Here is a 20367-nt window from a genome sequence, read left to right on the forward strand (position 1 = left end):
TTACAGTTCTTATACAATTAAATGCTTTTAAAAATCCTTCTAATCGTTTACTTTTTACCCATCATCTCATAAGCCTCATCAATAAAAGTATAAAAATCTGGCGAATGTCCATCTCCTTCGGTTTTTGTAATAGTGTGCCCAAGTCTAACCACAATTAAGTCGTCATCAGGAATCACAATCACCAATTGTCCTAAATGTCCTCGCATATAAAAAATGTCTTTATTTCTGTGATTAGCTAACCACCAGCCATAGCCATAAAGATCTGTGGAGCTAAAACGAGGTTTTACAGATTTAGCTACAAAAGAAGAATCTAAAACTTGCTTGCCGTTCCACTTGCCGTGGTCTTTAAATAGCTTACCGTAACGTGCAAAATCCTTGGCGTTACTTGCTATACAACAATAAGCTTTTACTAAATCATGATCTTCGCTATCTACTTGCCAAAAGGCTTCATTTTCTGCTCCCAATGGTTTCCAAAAACTTTCCTCTAAATAATCATACATTTTTTTTCCTGTTGCTTTTTCAATCACCATTGCCAACATTTGTGTATCTCCACTAGCATATTTAAAGCTTTGACCAGGTTCTGTTGCCATTTTTAGCCCATTTATTACTTTAGATAAATCGTCATCAAAATAAGCTCTTGTAGTAATTGATAAAGGTGAGTAGTAGGCTTCGTCCCAATTGGTGCCAGAACTCATACTAGATAAATCACCAACAGTCATTTTTGAGGCTTTACCTTCACAAAATGCTGGTAGAAAATCACAAACTGGTTGATCTAAACTTTTAATATAACCTTGTTGAATCGCCATCTGCATCAATCCAGACACATAACTTTTGGCCATTGAAAAACTGTTGGATTTAGAATCTTCATCAAACCCATTGTAATAATTTTCGAACCAAATACTATCGTTTTTAATGATGACGTAGGCTATTGTGCCAGAAGCATTATTTAGTTCTTTTAATGTTTGGGTTTCTTCAGCTGAATTATATTCGGCATGGTTTGGCCAAGGCTGTGGGTTGTTACTAGCCTCAATCACCCGATTATCAAATTGTTTGTAATCTTCCAAATAAGCAGTAGAATGTCCTTTTAGATAAATGGTGCGTACGGCTTTCAGTAGGTAATCAGTATCTGTGATATACAGTACAGCTATTACCAAAGCGAAGAAAATTACCAAGAACGTGAGTAGTTTTTTTAAAAATTTCATTTAGTGTTTTTGTTGAATTAAATATAGATAAATTTTAGCGCTTGTCTAATACGCCTTTAGAGCTTTAGATTGGTTTAGTCTCAGTCTCATCTCCATAACTTCAAAAATTAATTTGATTATTAAAAAAGGAATAACTGCAATTAAGGTACTATAAATACCCAGATCCAAACGGAAACTTCCCAGCTTTCCGTTAAATAGAGCCCAGATAAAAACGCCTAAAACAATAGAGAGGTGCAAGGTTATTATTCCTTTAGAAAGTATATGGTGAGGAGGTAATTGTATTGTAATGTCATCAGAATAAAACAGATAAATTTCACGGATTAAAAAAGATAGCACAGTAAGGTTAAAAATAGGATTCTGAAACATAAGAATCTCAAAATCACTAAGTATGGCGTCTTCGGTTTTCCAATCTAAAATAAAACCAAAGAAAACAACGATAAAGACTAAATAAACACAAAGCATAAAGAATCGACTTCTGATTAGTCGATTGTAAAGTGAAGGATAGGCAATACGTTTTCGTTTGTAAAGAAATTTTATAAAATCAAAAATGGTTTTAAACATTTCATCCATCCAAAATAGATATAACACATAAAATATAGTAATCTGTTTAGAGTTTATTGCAACCAGGGTAAGGATACTCAATGCAATCAGAGACATGGTTTCAGCGAGAATATATCTCTTAACTTTCATAATCAAATTTAAATTAAAAAAGTATTTGTTGTTTGGAGCCACTTTCGTGATTGATCAACCACTGTTTTCTGTGCAGTCCGCCAGCGTATCCAGTTAAGCTTCCATCACTGCCAATAACTCTATGGCAAGGTACTATAATCCAAAGAGGATTTTTACCATTTGCACTCGCCACTGCTCTAATTGCCTTAACATCTCCAAGCTGTTGGGATAACTCTAAATATGAAACAGTTTTCCCAAAAGGAATCGTTTTTAATTGTTTCCAAACTTTATTTTGAAAATCAGTGCCTTTAGGATTTAATTTTAAGTCGAAAGATTTTAACTCATTCTGAAAATATGCATTGAGTTGAAAAACACAATTTTGAAGCGATTTCGGAATTGATTCAGATAGTTGTTGTTTTGTATTTAATATAGAAACCGACGAAATGCCATTTTCGTCCCCAATAATTTGAGCGTTACCAAGCGGAGTATCGATAGTACAGATTGGCATTATTCTACAGGGCTATCTTCTTCATCTCCGTCATCAATCAAGCCCAGACGCTTTGCGCGCAACTCCCAACTGCGTCTTGCCAACAGTTGAAGGTCAGAGACATTATCGCTTTCATCCATAATTTCCATTCCGAGCAAAGTTTCAATTACATCTTCCATAGTTACCAATCCGCTTACAGAACCATATTCATCCACAACCAAAGCCATGTGATTTCGACTTTCTACCAGTTGTTCAAATAATTTTGGGATTGGAATCGTTCGGTTAACTATGATGATGCTTCGTTTAATGTCTGACAATAATTTGTCTCCATTGCCAAGTCCCATTTCCTTAAACACCTCGTCCTTTAAAACTAAGCCAGTAATATTGTCTGCATTTGTTGTGTAAACAGGAATTCGTGAAAAACGGATATTTGAATTTACTTCAAAAAAATCACGAACCGACATGTTTTCGTCTTCGGCTTTCATCACCGTTCTTGGAGTCATGATATCTTTTGCGAGGACCTCCTTGAAATTTAAAAGGTTCTTTATGACTTTGCTTTCGCTTTCTTCAAAAACACCTTCTTCATGAGCAATTTCTGCCATAGCTGAAAAACTTTCGCGTGTTAAAATACTGCCATGGCCCTTGCCACCAATAAGTTTGGTAGTGAGCTGAAGCAACCAAAGAATACCTGTATATTTCAAAGGAAAAATTAAAATATTTAAGGCCTTAGATGTAAAATTCGCTAAGCTTTTCCAATAAGTAGCGCCAATTGTTTTTGGGATGATTTCCGAAGCAACAAGAATTAGAATAGTCATTACAGTTGACACCAATCCCACCATAACATCTACAGTAAAATCAATACCAAGAAAAGTACTTTGCTCACTTCCATAAAGTTCCGCATAAGCTACTTTTGCCTGAACACCTACTAAAATTGCACCGACTGTATGAGCAACGGTGTTAAGTGTTAATATCGCGATTAATGGTCTATCGACGTCCTTTTTTAAAGCCTCTAAATTTTTGGCGTAAGATTTGCCTTCTTTCTTTTTAAGATTAATAAACGTCGGAGTTATGCTAAGCAGCACAGCTTCTAATATGGAACATAAAAACGAAAAGAAAATAGAAATGACTGCGTAGAATATGAGTAAGCCCATTAAATGTGTTTGGTTTTAGTGTTACGAAGTTACGAAATGAATAATGATTTAAAACAAGCAAATTGAAACTGAATTGCCAATTTGTATAATAATTGAAAAATTAAATACGACAATTAGGGTTTTTCTTAAACTTTTGCCAAAAATGAATTTTTTCAGGTTCTTAAAGTTTTTTAAAAAATTAGTTCTTGCTTTTTCATTTTGTTTCTAACAACTTTTTCATATTTGAAACCACTTTTTCAAATCGCGTTATATCTTTCTCTAATACCTCCCTGATTTCAGCTTTCATCACAACCATTTCTTTATAGGCAGAAATCACATTATGTGCAAGTAAACTCACATTATTGGCACTTTGATTTTCGGTTACAAAAGGCACTATTTCTTTAGACAAATTTTGGATTTTATTTACGATCAAATCATTTCTTTGATTGATATTTTGTGGCTTGTCTTGAATAGTGGATTTATATTCAGACAGCTCTTTATTTAAGCTATCTAACCAATTTGAGTAAAATTTTTTGTACGCATCATTTTCATTCTCTGCTTTGTTTGTTGAAAAACATGTGTTGGATCGAAGGAGACGCCATTTTGAAAAAGTGCTATTTAGTTGATGATAATTTGTTCTAAAATAATTGATTTCCTTTGAGATATACGAATGATAATCTCCAAAGAAGTTAGAGTCTATGAGTAGTTGCTTAAAGCTTGAAAGCTTATCTTCTTTTGAGTCCACATAGAACCTATTTAGATGCACTAAATTTATTTTTTTAAGAAATTTATCGTTAAGTGACGCAGAGAGAACGGGATTAACAAAGTTATCCAAGTTGAGAGAATATTTAAATTCCTTTAGGTCAGTAATGGCCTCTTCCAAAGACTCAATGAGTTCGGGCAATGAGGCTTGAAAAAAACCAAACGCATCTTTTGCATTATCATTGCGCTGTTTTCTATATAGATAGAAACCTATTAAGACGCCAAAAACTGCCAAAAGCACAGCAATACTGTCAATGAGTATAGACCATTGATTTGGATCCATGCTCCACTCTTCGAAAATGAAATAGTATTTTTCAGAATTTTGGCTCATTTATAAATTTAAGGAAATTCTTATTGTAATGTTAAGCTTTAATAAAGAGAAAATTGTCCACAGGCAACCTTTTAATAAAAATGAATGTCTATTATAATTGTATGGCTAAATTCTTTTGTTCTTAAAATGTTACAAAGGCAAAAGTGAAACGTCGTTATAAAAACCAACTATTCATTAAAGCATTTACTGCTTAACTATTACTAAACATGAAAAACAAGCTTACCAACCCAATTGTTATAACCATTATTTTTTTACTCGGCCTTTTTGGCTTCAATTATTTTAAACCAGAGCTAATTGATTATTTAAAAGATCAAGGCTTTGAATTTGCAAAAAGAAAACATTTAGTAACCATTATTTTTAATACGTTTTACACGTTAATTTCTTTCTATTTCATTAAAAAATATAAGCTGATTGACTTGGCGGGATTGGGTAAACGTTTTAAATTAAAAAATTGGTTATTGCTCATTTTCCCACTGTATATTGCTCTGATAAATTATACGAGCTTAGAAGACATTCCTTATAATACCATATCAGGTTTAGATTATATTCTGTTCTTTCTTTGGGCCTTGTCCGTTGGTTTTTCAGAAGAGTTTATGCTGCGTGGTTTTATACAATCTTTGTTCTTAAAACATTACGGATTCAGCAAAAAAGGCATATATTATTCTGTTATTGGAGCTGCACTGATTTTTGGTTTGTTGCATCTATTAAAATTTGATAAAGGTTTATATGGCGAAATAACGCAAGTTTTATTCGCAACTTTTATTGGGACAATGTTTGGCGCTATTTTATTGCGCACCAATAAACTTTGGCCATTAATTTTAATACACGCTATAATTGATATTTTTGGCAATCTTGATATTTTTAAAACGGCAAATGAAGTCTCAGAAGAATTGACAATAGAGGCTGAATTAACTAACAGCATCGTAATTACCTTAGTCGTTTTACCTTGTTTTATTTATGGATTAATTCTGTTGAGAAAAGTAAAGGTTGAACAAGTTGTTTCTAAAATAAGTGAGTAAATTAATATTAACCATTAATAAATTTAACGACATCTTTAGCAAAGTAAGAAGCAATTATATCCGCTCCAGCACGCTTAATAGAAGTGACTTGCTCCATCATCACAGCATCATGGTCTAACCACCCTTTTTCTGCGGCTGCCTTTAACATAGCGTATTCACCAGACACTTGATAAACAGCTAATGGAACATCAAAAGTATTTTTAATATCGCGAACAATATCCAAATAACACAAACCGGGTTTTACCATAACAATATCGGCTCCTTCGTTGATGTCCATTTCGGTTTCCTTAATAGCTTCATCTCTATTGGCAAAGTCCATTTGGTAGGTTTTTTTGTCTTTTGGCACATCTACAATATCTACAGGTGCGGAATCCAAAGCATCTCTAAAAGGACCGTAAAATGCAGAAGCATATTTTGCAGAATAACTCATAATGCCAACATCGATAAGATTAGATTGGTCTAATGCTTCACGAATCCCTAAAATCCGTCCATCCATCATGTCGCTTGGTGCTACAAAATCAGCTCCAGCCTCAGCATGGGAAATACTCATTTCGGCTAAGACTTCAACAGTAGCATCGTTAATTACTTTTCCGTTTTCTATAATGCCGTCATGTCCATAAGACGAAAAAGGATCTAAAGCCACATCTGTCATTACCAACATATCAGGGCAAACGTCTTTTACGGTTTTTATGGCGAGTTGCATCAATCCGTTTTGGTTTAAAGCTTCAGTGCCTTTATTGTCTTTTAAGTTATCGTCAACTTTAACAAATAGCAAAACTGATTTTAAACCTAGGTTCCATAAGATTTTTACTTCATCTTTTAGTAAATCTAAGCTATATCGGTAGTAATTAGGCATCGATGCAATCTCTTCCTTTATGCCTTTGCCTTCAACTATAAAAAGAGGAACCAGAAAGTCGTTTGGAGAAATATAAGTTTCTCTTACGAGACTTCGGATAGCTTCGTTGGTTCTTAGTCTTCTATTTCTTCTAATTGGAAACATAATTTAAAGTTATAAGATAAAAGTACAAAGTTAAAAGTTGCTTACTCAAACTCTACACCCATTGTTTTGGATTCTGTAATACTTCAATCAATTTTTCTTCTTCACTTTCTTTTTCAGGATGGTGGTCGTAAACCCATTGCACATGCGGTGGTAAACTCATAAGAATACTCTCAATTCTACCGTTCGTTTTCAATCCGAATAAAGTGCCTTTATCGTGGACTAAGTTAAATTCCACGTAGCGACCACGGCGTATTTCTTGCCAATCACGTTGCTTTTGAGTGTATGGTAAATCTTTTCTTTTTTCAACAATTGGAACATAGCCTTCAAGAAAACTATCACCAACTTCGGTAACAAAATCGTACCAGTTTTGCATCGTCATATCATCTGTAGCTTTGCAATAATCAAAAAACAAACCACCTATTCCACGACCTTCATTTCTATGTGCATTATAGAAATATTCATCGCAACGTGCTTTGTATTTTGGATAGAATTCTGGGTTGTGTTTGTCACAAGCTATTTTACAGGTTTGGTGAAAATGTTTGGCATCTTCGTCAAATAAGTAATAAGGCGTTAAATCCTGGCCGCCTCCAAACCATTGGTCAACAATATTTCCATCTTGATCATACATTTCAAAATAACGCCAATTGGCGTGAACGGTTGGCACCTTCGGGTTTTTTGGATGTAAAACCAAACTCAATCCGCAGGCAAAAAAATCGGCATCTTCAACTCCAAAATATTTCTGCATACTGTCTGGGAGTTTTCCGTGGACACCAGAAATGTTAACTCCTCCTTTTTCGAATACGTTGCCATTTTCTATAACACGTGTTCTTCCACCACCACCTTCTGGTCTTTTCCATTTGTCTTCTTTGAACTTTGCTTTGCCATCAATGGCTTCCAGTTTAGAAGTAATGGTGTCTTGTAATTCGTGTATGTAATTGAAGAATTTATCTTTCATTATATAATTCATAAAGTTCCATATCCAAAGCAACTTCGTTTGGTGGCGTATATTCGTTCAAAAGGGTTTTCTGCCACTTAAAACCATTATTTGAAGCCACTTTTACACTCGATAAATTATCTTTATGAGAAATAATTTGAAGTGTTTCCAAACCTAATTCTTCAAACGCATAAGTTGATAATGTTTTAATGGCTTTTGAGATTAAGCATTTACCTTTAAAAGTATAACTTACGGCATAAGCAAATTCACCCTGTTTTTTATCCCAATCAAGTTCTTTTAAATAAATCAATCCAGCAAGTTCTCTTGTTTCAGATTGTTTTAGTGTGAACAAATATTCATCATTATTTTCAAACTGTTTCACTTTGGTTTCAACAAATAATTGAGATAACGTCGGGTTTAAATTTTGTTCTAATGTCTTTGGAAAATAACGTTTCAATCGATCTGAATTCGCCACACAGAAATCACATATTTTCCAAGCATCACCGTTATGAACCGGACTGATTTCAAAACCATTGAACTCAGCGATCATGTCACGGTGATTTCGTTATGCTTCAAAAGATTATCTTTTCTTAATAATTCCACAGTTTCCTTAGAAGCTGCCGTAACACTAATTGGTAAAACCAAAAAAATTCCAATAACGGGAATCAATAAAAACAGCATAAATACAATACCATTACCAATGGCAATACCTTTATTTTTACTAACAAAATTGATGCTTTCCCTATATTTAAAATGACGCTCTAGTGTATAATCCATATTACCAAATCCAGCATAATAAGCTTGAACTAAAAACAATAAAATTGTTGAAAAAATGTTCACTACAGGAATAAACTTTAGAATTAAAATCGGAATCGTAATGAGCAACTCTTTTACTAAATTTCTCACATTAATTCGGATACCTCTCCAAAGCTGTTCATTGAACGACGTATTTCGGTGCTGATGATTTTTATTTCCTGTTAAATGCGCTTCAATTTTTTCTGAAACCGGACTCATAAAGGGTGCAGACAAAGCCATGATAATATGCTTATACAAGATAAGACCAATGGCAATAATTACAATAGCTCCGATAACTGTTGAAATAGAAGTAAAGGTTTCTTTTCCCCAATCCCAAATCCAAATTTTTGCTATGAATCTACCAATATTATCAGACCAACCGTAGGCGGAAAAACCAATAATACTTGCTGTTAAAACACTGATTAAAATAGGCACAGCGAAATACTTCCAAAGCTTTAGTTTGGACATGAGTGCAAACACTCCTGAATATGCTTGTATGCCTTTAAGTATGTTTTTTAACATAAGTCTTACTCAACAATTTTTAAAGGTAGAAATATTTTAGTTTGGGCTCTTATATTCCTTCACCGCATCGATAAAAGCCTTTGCATTTTCCAACGGAATATTTGGCAAAATACCATGACCTAAATTTACGATGTATTTATCTTTCCCAAACTCATTAATCATTTGAGTCACCATTTTTTTGATTTCAGATGGAGGTGAAAATAGTCTTGTTGGATCAAAATTACCTTGTAATGTAATGTTTCCTCCAGTTAAATAACGTGCATTTCTTGCAGAACAAGTCCAGTCGATACCTAGAGCAGAAGCTCCAGATTTGGACATTTCGTTAAGTGCAAACCAACAACCTTTTCCAAAAGCAATGACTGGTGCTTCGTCTTTTAAAGCATCAATAATTTGCTGAATGTATTGCCAAGAAAATTCTTGATAATCCTTTGGTGATAACATGCCTCCCCAAGAATCAAAAACCTGAACAGCGTTACATCCTGCTTTTACTTTTTCCTTTAAATAGGCAATTGTTGTATCTGTAATTTTTTGAAGTAAGGTATGTGCTGCAATCGGATTTGTGAAGCAGAATTCTTTGGCTTTATCAAAATTTTTAGAACCTTGACCTTGTACGCAATAACATAAAATTGTCCATGGCGAACCTGCAAAACCTATTAATGGAATTTCATCATTGAGTTTTTCTTTTGTCGCTTTTATGGCATCATAAACGTAATTCAATTCTTCTTTTACGTCTGGAACTATAACATTATCCACATCTTTTTGTGTCCGAATCGGATTTGGCAAATAAGGGCCAAAATTAGGTTTCATCTGCACCTCAATATTCATCGCCTGTGGAATGACCAAAATATCGCAAAATAAAATTGCAGCGTCCATACCATATCGTCTAATCGGCTGAACTGTAATTTCACTTGCTAATTCTGGTGTTTGGCAACGTGTAAAGAAATCATACTTTTTCTTGATTTCCATAAATTCTGGCAAATACCGTCCCGCTTGGCGCATCATCCATACTGGTGGGCGCTCAACGGTTTCGCCTTTTAATGCTCTTAGGAATAGGTCGTTTTTTATCATGATAGCTTTTGGCTTTTGGCTCTTAGCTCTTGGCTAAAAAGCACTAACTATTTTTAATTCTATTTATTAAACTGTTGATCATTTTAGCTTCCTTTTTTAAGAGCTCAAAAATGATTTTTAAATCTACTTTAGGAATGAAATTTAATTCTTGAGAAATCACTAATTGTGTTTCAACTTCAAAAAGTGAACCCATTGCTATTTCAAGGAACCTTTTGAATTCTACTTCACTATTTCTGCTACATCCTTCCGCAATATTTGAAGGGATTGAAACTGCAGCTCTTGTTAACTGGCTTCTAAGACCAAATTTTTCCTCCGAAGGTAATTGCTGAGAAAGTAAATAAATTTGCTTAACGATTGTTATTCCGTTTTTCCAAATTTCAAGTGTTCTAAAGTTTCTCATTTTCCTAGTTTAGGCTTTATTTGTTCTTTTACCAACAGCCAACAGCCAACAGCCAACAGCCAACAGCTAAAAGCTATTGACCATAGTGAGTATTCACCAACTCAATAACACGCTCCACCAAAGGCACCTTCGCCACACGCACATCTTCAAAATGTTTTCTCGCTTCTTTAGCTGTAGTTTCGCCAATACAAAATGCGATACCTTTCGCTTTATTCTTCTTTAAATATGCTTCAACCGTAGATGGACTGAAAAATAGGATACCGTCTAAATCACCTTCAATTTTATCAGCATCAAATTTGGTTTCGTAGGCTTCAACTTCATTAACCGTAATATTGTTTTCAGCTAAAACCATTGGGATGGTGTCCAATCTTAAATTGCTACAAAAATAAGTCGCTTCAGTACCATCCATAAACTCGACCAAATGTTGGGCTAAGTTTTCTGCCGATGCAGCCTGATGTTTTACTTTACCAATACGTTTTTCAATGGCGCGCTTGGTTTTTCTACCAACACAATAGATGTTTTTGAATTGCAATTCGGGTGCAGAAAAGTTAGTCAATAAGGCATCAACCGCATTTTTGCTTGTGATGATCACATTCTCAATTTCATTTCTAACAATGCTTTTCGTTAAACGATTTGGGTTGATTTTTATAGCATCACTACTTTCGGCAACCACATCATTATGAAACAATTGCAATTGTTCGTCAGTCAATTTTTTCGTCGAATATATATTTGTTTCTTTTTCGCTTCTTTTGACTTGATCGATTAGCTTTTTACCACCTTTTTCAATTACATAATCTGCTGCAAATTGAGCTAAATCATCTTTTTTATCTAATGGTACAACTTTTGAAAATTCAATTTTTCTTGAACCATCTTGACTTAGCAAAATAGCTTTGAAGTTAACCTCTTCGTCTTTAATATATGCTAACGCACCGATTGGTGCTGTACATCCACCTTCAAGCAGGTTTAAAAATTTTCGTTCTATAGATGTTGAAATTTCTGTTTCTTCATGATTAATCTCGGCACATGCCGCTCTTGTTTCTTCATCGTTTTCTAAAGCAGCGACCATAACAGCACCTTGTGCTGGTGCAGGAATCATCCAATGCAAATTGATGGCATTTTCTGGTGTAAGATTTAAGCGACCTAAACCTGCACCTGCGAAAATAGCTGCATTCCAATCGTCATTGTCTTCAAGTTTTTCCAATCTTGAGATGACATTACCACGTAAACCAACAATGGTATGTGTTGGATAACGATTAAGCCACTGAGCTCGTCGTCTTAAACTGCCTGTTGCAATCACGGCATTTTTAGCCGATAAAAACTCTTCGTTCTTTTTAAAAACTAAAGTATCATTAACGTTACCGCGCTTAAGAACCGCTGCTTGTACAATCCCTTTCGGCAAAACGGTTGGCACATCTTTTAAGGAATGTACCGCAATATCAATATCGCCATTGAGCATTGCAATGTCGAGTGTTTTGGTGAAAATTCCTGTAATACCAAGTTCGTAAAGTGGCTTATCCAAAACCAAATCACCAGTAGACTTTACAGGCACCAAAACGGTTTTGTGACCTAAATGTTCAAGTTGTGACTGAACAGTTTTTGCTTGCCACATAGCGAGCTGGCTGTCGCGTGTGCCAATGCGAATAATTTTAGACATTACTAGTGTTTTCTAACTGAAAAATTTTTTTGATAAGCTCTATGCTTTCGTCTGAAGTGTTACCATCTTCACGCAGATGATGTGCAAACTGATTGGTAATTTTCTGAATGATATTAGATGTAATCAACTCGGCTTGATCCTCATTGAAATCGTTCAGCTTTTTGCGTTGTGTATTGAGTTCGGAATTTTTGAAATCCGTTAACTTATGTTTTATCGCCTGAATGGTTGGTACAAATTTTAAAGTGTCTAACCAAGCGTTGAATTCATTCGTGATTTCAGAAATAATAGCTTCGGCATCTGGAATGTACGCTTTTCTCTTTTCAAGAGTATCATCCGTGATTTTTGCCAAATCGTCTAAGTGCACCAAGGTGATATTTGGAAGTTCGCAAATGTCTTCATTCACGTTTTTTGGTATGGATAAATCTAAAACCAATAAAGGCTTTTTGGTTGAAATCAAAGATTTATACACTGTTGGGTTTTGTGCGCCAGTTGCAACAATTACAATATTAGACGCATTAATTTCGTCTTCAAGGTTTTCGTAATCTTTTACAATGAGGTTGAATTTTCCAGCAACCGCTTCGGCCTTATCTTTTGTTCGGTTGATTAAAGTGATGTGTGGATTTTTGGTGTGTTTCACCAAATTCTCACAGGTATTTCTTCCAATTTTACCAGTACCAAATAGTAGAATATTTTTATCTGAAATAGCTTCAACATTTTTCATAATATACTGAACCGAAGCAAACGATACCGATGTTGCACCAGACGATAATTCCGTTTCATTCTTGATTCGCTTGCTCGCTTGAATCACAGAATTGACCAATCTCTCCATATAAGAGTTAAGTAAGCCTGCTTTTTTTGAAGCACGTGCACTGAATTTAAGCTGACTAATAATTTCAAAATCGCCTAAAATTTGTGAATCCAATCCAGAGCCAACACAGAACATATGGTTGATGGCATCTTTATTCTTATGCACATAGGCCACATCTTGAAACTCTTCAACCGTGCCTTTGGTGTTTTCGCATAATAAGTGAATAAGTTGATAAGGATGCTCGGCAAAACCATAAAGCTCAGTTCTATTGCAAGTTGAAATAACTACAAGGCTCTCAATTCCATTAGCTTTTGCTTGGGCTAACAAGGCTTGTTTGGCCGAGTCACTTAAACTGAAATGACCACGAACTTCTGCATCAGCTTTTTGATAACTGAGACCAATGGCATAAAAATATGTGCTTTTGTGTTGTTGCATCAGGGCAATAAACGCTTTCTAAATTAAGCTGCACAAAAATAATTGGCTTAACAGACAAAAAATAACGCTAGAAGAACTTAAAGTATCGTTTGTGGTTTTTTAAGAATCATTTTCGATTATAACAAGCAATTATGCTACTTTTGTAGTAAAATCAAGGCTTTAAATAGTCTTAGTTTAGAATGAATCTAAATAACAATAAAATGAATTTAGAAAATAAAGCTATGAAAAGTATCGCTCAAGGTACTTTTGACGAAACGTTTTTAGAAGACGGATTTTTTGTGCTCACCAGCCAGAATGAAACTGACGTTGTTGAGGTGATAGAGCGTGAGATTGATAGCAGTTTTATACAATTTCATTTTTGTACAAGGGGATCAGGCGCGTTTATTTTCAATCAAGGGAGCTACACGTTAAACATTAAAGAAGAAACCTCATTACTACTATATAATCCACAGCGTGACTTGCCTATTCACCTAGAATTACAACCTAATTCTTGGTTGGTGTCTTTTGTGATTTCCATTAAAAAGTTTCACGGATTATTTTCCAGAGATGCTAATTATATCACGTTTTTAACGGACGATAACAAGGATAAAAAATACTACACAGATGGAAAAATTTCACCATCTATGGCTGTGGTTTTAAATCAGCTTATAAGTTTTAATTTGCACGCTTTCATAAAACCACTTTATTTTAAAGGTAAAGTTTATGAGCTATTGAGCTTATACTTTAATAGAAATGAAGAAGCTGATATTGAGCAATGCCCATTTTTAGTGGATGAGGAAAACGTTGCCAAGCTCAAAAAAGCAAAAGATATTATTATCGCTAATATGGCAGAGCCACCAACCCTACAAGAATTGTCTGAAACTATTGGACTAAGTCTTAAAAAACTAAAAGAAGGCTTCAAACAAATCTATGGCGATACGGTTTACGGCTTTCTGTTTGATTATAAAATGGAAGTTGCTCGTAAACTTTTAGAATCGGATGATTACAACGTTAACGAAGTGGCACTAAAAGTAGGTTACAGTACAGCGAGCCATTTTATTGCTGCTTTTAAAAAGAAGTTTGGTACAACGCCTAAGAAGTATATTACAGCTTCCAGTTAATAATCATAATACCCACCACTTCCGTTACTGCTAATCGTAACACGTTCACGATCTTTATAAGTCGCTAAGTCCAATATTTCTGTAATCTGTGTTTCTAATGTTTTGGTTTTGTCTATGGCCATACCAGAAGCATCAGATTTGTAATAATATTTTACGACTAAAGACTTTTTATTGTTCGGCTTGAGAAAAGATATGTAATGTAATACTTCAGATTTACCATAATAATCTTCTTTACTAATCTTAAAAAAATACATCACGGCATTTTTACCATTATCGGTCAAAAAATCTTTGGTTGTTAAGAAGGTGATAGAGTCTTTTTCTTTTTCAAAATTTGCAGTCGATAATATTTTGGATTTAGCAAACTGTTGTTGGCTAATGCCCAATGATTTTAATCTATTGGTCAATTTTGTTCTTTGTAGGTTTTCTGCAAGTAAATATTGATTTTTTTCATCATCCAATACCTTTTCCTTAAGCTTTAGAGGAATGCTTTCCTTGTTTTTTGATAACAGAATGTAATATTTAACTAAGGCAAATTTATCATTGACATTCAACAGTTTTTCAAAGAAATCTTTTGCCGAGCGTTCCTTTCTATATGGAAAAATTAAATTCACATAAGTGGTGAGATTTTGGGCATAAGAATTATACCTACGATTACTGTTGCTTAGACTTCGTTTAACTTCAATTTTGCCATCGTTAATTATTTGGCTTTTGTATTTTGAATAGTTTTTGGTTTTAAGAAATCCACTGTCTCTTACTTTTGATAGTAAATTGTAAAGTGGTTGTTTGTACTCTTTAATTGAGCTGTATTCCAATATTTTAGGAAACAAAGACGCTTTTAGTTTTAATGAATCTTTAGAGCCATAATTATAAAATACACCAGTAACATTGCCTAACGGAATATCTCGTTCCATTAAAGCTAAAGATAGTTTGTAAACTGGTTTTGTGTTAGCTTCTAACAGCCCTTCTAGAATAGAAGTTTGTGTCTCTGGATCCGAATAGCTGTTTAAATACAATTGTTCTATAAAACTGAGATTGTTACTTAGGTCTAATTGAATCAATTCTCCTGCAAGGTGAGATTTTATGTTTTGTCGGTCTTTCGGAAATTCAAAATTAGTAAGCACCGATTTTAAATCCTTCACATGAGTTTTGTTGAATTTTATGAGTTTATAGGATTCTAAAATAATACTGTCATTAGCCCTTAATGCTTCAAAAAACAGATGTGTTTTATCTTTTAATACATCTTTGCCCAAAAGCGTGTCTTTAGGTGTGAAAGAATTATAAAATTCTGAAACAAATTTAGAAGGTCCGCTGATTGAATCTACCAATGTTTTAAGTTCAAAAAGTACGCCTTTCTTTAAAATACATTTTACTAAAACTTTTTTAGAACTTGACGAATCCGTATAACTAAAGCTGTGATAATTTATGCCATCTTTATTAGAGCTTTCACGATCGGAAATTTTAAAATTTTTACGTTGTGTATATTGGTTTTTGAAATTAATTTTTTTCTCAACACCATTCCAAAGACTATCTACATTTTGAAACATTTGTAAGTCGTGAAACTTTTTTCGGGTGACGAAAATCTGCTCGTTTGCTTTAGTAGAATAGGTTGTTTCTTCTGAGTTCTCCTCGTAGGCCTTCAGTTTCTTATTGTCGTTATATCCATATCTGTTAGGCAGTGGTAGTGCTGCATTTGTTTTTACCGTAAAATGTAACGAGGTGTCATTAACCATTTCAAAACCCGAATAGTCAAGAGCGTTGAACTTTAAAGATTTAAAGAAATCTGTTTTTTCATCTTTGTTGTTTCCAACATAACCTAATAGATAATAGCTCCCATCTTTCACAACAGTTTTAAGATGCAGTTTTTGGTCAGTGGTAGAATCTAAATTCGCATAAGATTCATAGCTTTTGTATTTAGTGTTTTTAAAAGAACCCTCTACTTGCGTTAACTTGTAATTTTTATAAAAAGCTTTATGGAAATATTTGGCCTCAAAATCATCTTCTTCAATATAGGATATATCGTTTAGTGCGGCTTCGATAACAAAATAGTAGACGTTATTTTTAAAACCTTGAAGTATTTTTTTTCCACTATTCTCCATATTATTGGTGATATAATATTCTGGAAAGTTCACAGTGAATTTATCATTTGGTGCTTTAAATAACTTTAAATTATCGGAAGGTGTTTTTAAGGTTATGGAACTAAATATGGCTGATTCATTTTTTAAAGCAAAATCACTTCGTCCCGCAAATTTTACGATGATAATTTCTAAAGGTGTATCGTAAATATGGTATTTCTGAAATTCACCTTTTTTAGTTTTGTTAATTACACTTATGCCTGGGTACGGTTTAGAAAATTGTTCCTTTTTAACAATGTCTCCTGGAATATCCTCGTACAATAAATCGTCAATATCGTTTAATGTAATATGTTCTTTTTCATTGGGCAAATAGCTAAACTTACTAATCCTATTTATGGTTAGATAAGCACCATTGGTCATGTCTGGATCGAGATAATAATTCTGCCCTCCATAGGTAAATTCCCTTAGTTTATCATAAGTGTTAAGTGAGAGAAAACCGTCTGGCGTACTGTTAATTTCAAGTTTTGGTACTACAAATAAACTATCTAATTTCGCTTTTTCTGATTTACTATAATCGGTCTGCTCGGAGGTTAAAGCTTTAACTTTAAACCCTTTCTTGCGCAACATGTTAATCATACCATACTCACCAGGCAGATGTGCCGCTCCAACTCCTGCAAACACAGATTTTTCTTTAACTAATTTTATGAGGGCATTCACCATATTTTCATTGCGGATGTAGAGCATATTTTCCCTATAGAACTCTGTGTTAACTCCCGCTCCGATTGAATCCAATAAATCTAAATTTCTTTCTCGATATAAGTTCTCTTGTATGAGATATGGGTTTTCTTTAGCAAACATTTTTTGCAACCACGGATCTAAATCTTTTTTTTCTGGATTGTATGCGGCCTTAGTCGTTAAATAACGTGATTCTTCTAAATCTTCTAAGGCTATAATTTCCTTTTTGTTTTTCTTTCCGGCTTGAAAAATGAACATATCCAAATAGGTCTCCTCTTCAAAATTATCTGAAGCACTATTTTTTCTATAGAGATAAGCGTTTACGGCATTATTGTCCATTCTAATTGAACCTCTAATAGTCATTTCTTGAGGATGATCAAGTCTGAATAGATTGGTATAGAAATCGTGTTGATAATTGTTGAAATAGGCCATCTCATTCAACAACATATCGTAGTTAAAACCTGGCCAAGTCGTTGGATCAGATTCGAGCGCAATTACTTCACTACTGTTCAGAGCTTTATAAAAGACATCGTCCAATCTAAATGCCACTTTTTTGCTTACGTGCATTGTTCCGTACAGGTAAGATGGTTTCTCTATGCCGTCACCAGAAATTTCCCAAAGTAAGCTTTGATATTTATTCTGTGAAAAAGTGTTTAGTGAAAGAAAAAGTACAAGTAAGTAGCAAAAATTTTTCATGCATAAGATTTAAACAAGGCTTGTAAAGATATTTAATTCAATAAACTAACAAAATTTTTAACGCTATGTTACCGATTAAATCGAAACATCGTAAATTGAAAGAATTGCAATTAGAGTTGTATTTTTGCAAGTGAAAAATTGTAGCATGAAAAAAGGAATTTTATTAGTCAATTTAGGTTCGCCGGACAGCCCAAATCCAAAGGATGTCAAAAAATATTTGGGTGAATTCTTAATGGACGAGCGCGTTATAGATGTCCCGCTATGGGCACGAACTTTGCTGGTTAAAGGAATTATTTTAAATACCAGACCAAAAGCGTCTGCAAAAGCATACCAAAAAATTTGGTGGGAAGAAGGTTCGCCTTTGATTGTTTTATCAGAAAGACTTCAAGAAAAAGTTCAAAAACAAGTTGAATATCCAGTGGCTTTGGCAATGCGTTATGGTAGTATGACCATAAAAAATGGATTACAGGATCTGGTAGATCAAGGTTGTACGGAAATAAAGACGATTCCATTGTATCCTCAATTTGCTATGGCGACAACAGAAACCATCGATGTTTTGATAGATGAGTTGGTGGCTGAGCATTTTCCTCAAGTAACCATTACTCGTACACCTGCATTCTATCATCGAAAGGATTACATTAATGCACTTTCGCAAAGCATTGCCGATTCTTTAAAGGGCGTCGATTACGAGCATATTCTTTTTAGCTACCACGGCGTTCCTGAACGTCACATCCGAAAAAGTGACATCACAAATGGAAACTGCAAAATGAATGGTAAATGCTGCTTTAAAATGGGTAGTCCGCAACACGAATTCTGCTACCGTCACCAATGCGAAATTACTACCGTGAATGTGGCTAAAAAATTAGGTTTGAAGAATGGTACTTATTCCACGACATTCCAATCTAGATTGGGTTTTGATCCTTGGTTAAAACCTTACACAGACCGTACGATTGAAAAAATGGGTCAAGAGGGCACTAAAAAAATGGCTATTGTAACTCCGGCATTTGTTAGCGATTGTCTCGAAACTCTGGAGGAGATTGCCATGGAAGGTGAAGAAATTTTTCACGAAGTCGGCGGAAAGGAATTTACGGTAATTCCGTGTCTAAACGAGCGTGATGATTTTGTTCAAGTATTGACAAATATGGTTGAAGAATGGGCAAATTCTAAAAAACCTGAAACCGTTTAATGGCAAAAGCATCTTCACAGGAATTGGGCAACAAACCTATCGGCAAGTTGTTGATTCAACAAGCTGTGCCCGCTTCTATCGGGATTTTAGTGATGTCGCTAAATATTCTAATTGATACTATTTTTGTCGGTAACTGGATTGGGCCAACAGCCATTGCTGCCATAAATGTAGTGCTTCCAGTGTCGTTTTTCATTGCTGCTTTAGGTATGTCTATCGGAATCGGTGGATCTTCCATAATTTCTCGCGCACTTGGAGCAGATAATCAAATTAAGGCTCTAAAAACTTTCGGGAATCAAATCACATTAACCATTTTAATCACTATTCTTTTTGTGGTTTTTGGGTTGCTGTACATCAACGATATTATTCCAGCATTTGGTGGTAAAGGTGGCATTTTTGAACCTGCAAAAATCTATTATAAAATTGTATTGTACGGAGTACCTGTATTGGCACTTTGTATGATGGGGAACACGGTCATAAGAGCAGAGGGCAAACCAAAATTCGCTATGTATGCAATGATGTTTCCTTCGGTAGGGAATTTATTTTTAGACTATCTTTTTATCAATGTGTTTGATTGGGGAATGGCAGGTGCAGCTTGGGCAACAACAGGTTCGTATGTGTTATGTTTTCTTTTTATTCTGTGGTTTTTCTTGTCGAAAAATTCGGAATTAAAAATAAATATTAAACATTTTGGTTTGGATTTACCAATAGTAAAAGAGATTGGGTCACTTGGATTTGTAACACTTTCGAGACAAGCCATTGTAAGCGTTACCTATTTATTAATGAACAATATTTTATTCGATTTAGGAGGGGAAACCTCAGTCACGGCATACGCAATTGTAGGCAGAATGTTGATGTTTGCACTATTTCCGGTTTACGGAATTACGCAAGGATTTTTGCCCATTGCAGGATTCAATTATGGTGCAAATAAATTTAGCCGAGTACGCGAATCAATAAATACTGCAATTAAGTACGCAGCCTTATTGTCTGCCGTGGTCTTCATCTTTTTAATGATATTTCCAGACGCTATTACCACTATGTTCACGCAAGATACAGATGTATTAAGGGAAACGCCACCAGCTATGCGTTGGGTATTCGCAGCAACACCTATTATTGCCATTCAATTAATTGGAGCTGCTTATTTTCAGGCTATTGGCAAAGCCATTCCGGCACTGTTGCTCACCTTATTAAGGCAAGGTCTTTTCTTTATTCCTTTAATTTTTATTTTACCAAGATTTTACGGAGAATTGGGTGTTTGGATGTCTTTTCCTATTGCCGATATTTTAGCGACGATTGTGACTGGCTACTTTTTACACCGCGAAGTGAAGTTAAATTTGAAACCAACTGCTACGGAATAATTATAAA

General features: G+C 34.5%; 18 protein-coding genes. 4 read left to right on the forward strand and 14 right to left on the reverse strand.

Going from position 1 to position 20367, the window contains the following annotated elements:
- Positions 1–47: 47 nt before the first annotated feature.
- From HM983_RS07140 to HM983_RS07160, 5 genes are all read right to left on the reverse strand, one after another.
- Positions 48–1202, reverse strand: coding sequence for a serine hydrolase domain-containing protein (locus HM983_RS07140; RefSeq protein WP_179344694.1), 1155 nt, complete (start codon positions 1200–1202; stop codon positions 48–50).
- Positions 1203–1247: 45 nt separating this feature from the next.
- Positions 1248–1892 carry a DUF6498-containing protein gene (locus HM983_RS07145; RefSeq protein ID WP_179344695.1) on the reverse strand — a complete coding sequence of 215 codons (645 nt, stop codon included), beginning with the start codon at positions 1890–1892 and terminating at the stop codon, positions 1248–1250.
- 13 nt (positions 1893–1905) lie between these two features.
- Positions 1906–2379 carry a methylated-DNA--[protein]-cysteine S-methyltransferase gene (locus HM983_RS07150; RefSeq protein ID WP_179344696.1) on the reverse strand — a complete coding sequence of 158 codons (474 nt, stop codon included), beginning with the start codon at positions 2377–2379 and terminating at the stop codon, positions 1906–1908.
- Positions 2379–3509, reverse strand: coding sequence for a CNNM domain-containing protein (locus HM983_RS07155; protein ID WP_179344697.1), 1131 nt, complete (start codon positions 3507–3509; stop codon positions 2379–2381). Before HM983_RS07155 ends, HM983_RS07150 begins: the two co-directional genes overlap by 1 nt.
- Before the next feature lie 193 nt (positions 3510–3702).
- Positions 3703–4581 (reverse strand): hypothetical protein, encoded by an 879-nt coding sequence (locus tag HM983_RS07160; protein WP_179344698.1) that lies wholly within the window; start codon positions 4579–4581, stop codon positions 3703–3705.
- Between the two features lie 206 nt (positions 4582–4787).
- On the opposite strand from HM983_RS07160, the gene HM983_RS07165 reads away from it, so the two are divergent.
- On the forward strand, positions 4788–5600 hold the full coding sequence (locus tag HM983_RS07165; RefSeq protein ID WP_179344699.1) for a CPBP family intramembrane glutamic endopeptidase: 813 nt from the start codon (positions 4788–4790) through the stop codon (positions 5598–5600).
- A 7-nt stretch (positions 5601–5607) separates the two neighbouring features.
- Here HM983_RS07165 and hemB read toward each other — a convergent pair whose 3' ends face one another.
- The 8 genes from hemB to hemA all read right to left on the reverse strand — a co-directional run bounded on the left by hemB (position 5608) and on the right by hemA (position 13216).
- Positions 5608–6600, reverse strand: coding sequence for a porphobilinogen synthase (gene hemB / locus HM983_RS07170; protein WP_179344700.1), 993 nt, complete (start codon positions 6598–6600; stop codon positions 5608–5610).
- A 52-nt stretch (positions 6601–6652) separates the two neighbouring features.
- A complete protein-coding gene (hemF, locus tag HM983_RS07175) occupies positions 6653–7555 on the reverse strand; it encodes an oxygen-dependent coproporphyrinogen oxidase (protein ID WP_179344701.1) in 903 nt (300 codons plus the stop codon).
- Positions 7545–8084, reverse strand: coding sequence for a GNAT family N-acetyltransferase (locus HM983_RS07180; RefSeq protein WP_179344702.1), 540 nt, complete (start codon positions 8082–8084; stop codon positions 7545–7547). Before HM983_RS07180 ends, hemF begins: the two co-directional genes overlap by 11 nt.
- Positions 8081–8851, reverse strand: a complete 771-nt coding sequence (locus HM983_RS07185) for an EI24 domain-containing protein (RefSeq protein WP_179344703.1) — start codon at positions 8849–8851, stop codon at positions 8081–8083. The genes HM983_RS07180 and HM983_RS07185 overlap by 4 nt, the downstream gene beginning before the upstream one ends.
- 36 nt (positions 8852–8887) lie before the next feature.
- Entirely contained in the window at positions 8888–9919 is a 1032-nt protein-coding gene (gene hemE / locus HM983_RS07190) for a uroporphyrinogen decarboxylase (RefSeq protein ID WP_179344704.1), read from the reverse strand.
- Positions 9920–9962: 43 nt separating this feature from the next.
- Positions 9963–10319 (reverse strand): four helix bundle protein, encoded by a 357-nt coding sequence (locus HM983_RS07195; protein ID WP_179344705.1) that lies wholly within the window; start codon positions 10317–10319, stop codon positions 9963–9965.
- A gap of 73 nt (positions 10320–10392) precedes the next feature.
- Entirely contained in the window at positions 10393–11973 is a 1581-nt protein-coding gene (gene hemC, locus HM983_RS07200; protein WP_179344706.1) for a hydroxymethylbilane synthase, read from the reverse strand.
- Positions 11966–13216, reverse strand: coding sequence for a glutamyl-tRNA reductase (gene hemA / locus HM983_RS07205; protein ID WP_179344707.1), 1251 nt, complete (start codon positions 13214–13216; stop codon positions 11966–11968). Before hemA ends, hemC begins: the two co-directional genes overlap by 8 nt.
- A 200-nt stretch (positions 13217–13416) precedes the next feature.
- Here hemA and HM983_RS07210 point away from each other — a divergent pair, with 200 nt between their 5' ends.
- Positions 13417–14316 (forward strand): helix-turn-helix transcriptional regulator, encoded by a 900-nt coding sequence (locus tag HM983_RS07210; RefSeq protein ID WP_179344708.1) that lies wholly within the window; start codon positions 13417–13419, stop codon positions 14314–14316.
- Here the strand turns inward: HM983_RS07210 and HM983_RS07215 are convergent.
- Entirely contained in the window at positions 14313–17819 is a 3507-nt protein-coding gene (locus tag HM983_RS07215; protein WP_179344709.1) for a TraB/GumN family protein, read from the reverse strand. The two genes, HM983_RS07210 and HM983_RS07215, sit on opposite strands and share 4 nt — an antisense overlap.
- 145 nt (positions 17820–17964) lie before the next feature.
- Here HM983_RS07215 and hemH point away from each other — a divergent pair, with 145 nt between their 5' ends.
- On the forward strand, positions 17965–19005 hold the full coding sequence (gene hemH, locus HM983_RS07220; protein WP_179344710.1) for a ferrochelatase: 1041 nt from the start codon (positions 17965–17967) through the stop codon (positions 19003–19005).
- On the forward strand, positions 19005–20360 hold the full coding sequence (locus HM983_RS07225; protein ID WP_179344711.1) for an MATE family efflux transporter: 1356 nt from the start codon (positions 19005–19007) through the stop codon (positions 20358–20360). Before hemH ends, HM983_RS07225 begins: the two co-directional genes overlap by 1 nt.
- The last annotated feature ends 7 nt before the right edge of the window (positions 20361–20367 follow it).

It is taken from the genome of Winogradskyella ursingii (assembly GCF_013403975.1).
GTDB classification, from domain to species: Bacteria; Bacteroidota; Bacteroidia; order Flavobacteriales; family Flavobacteriaceae; genus Winogradskyella; species Winogradskyella ursingii.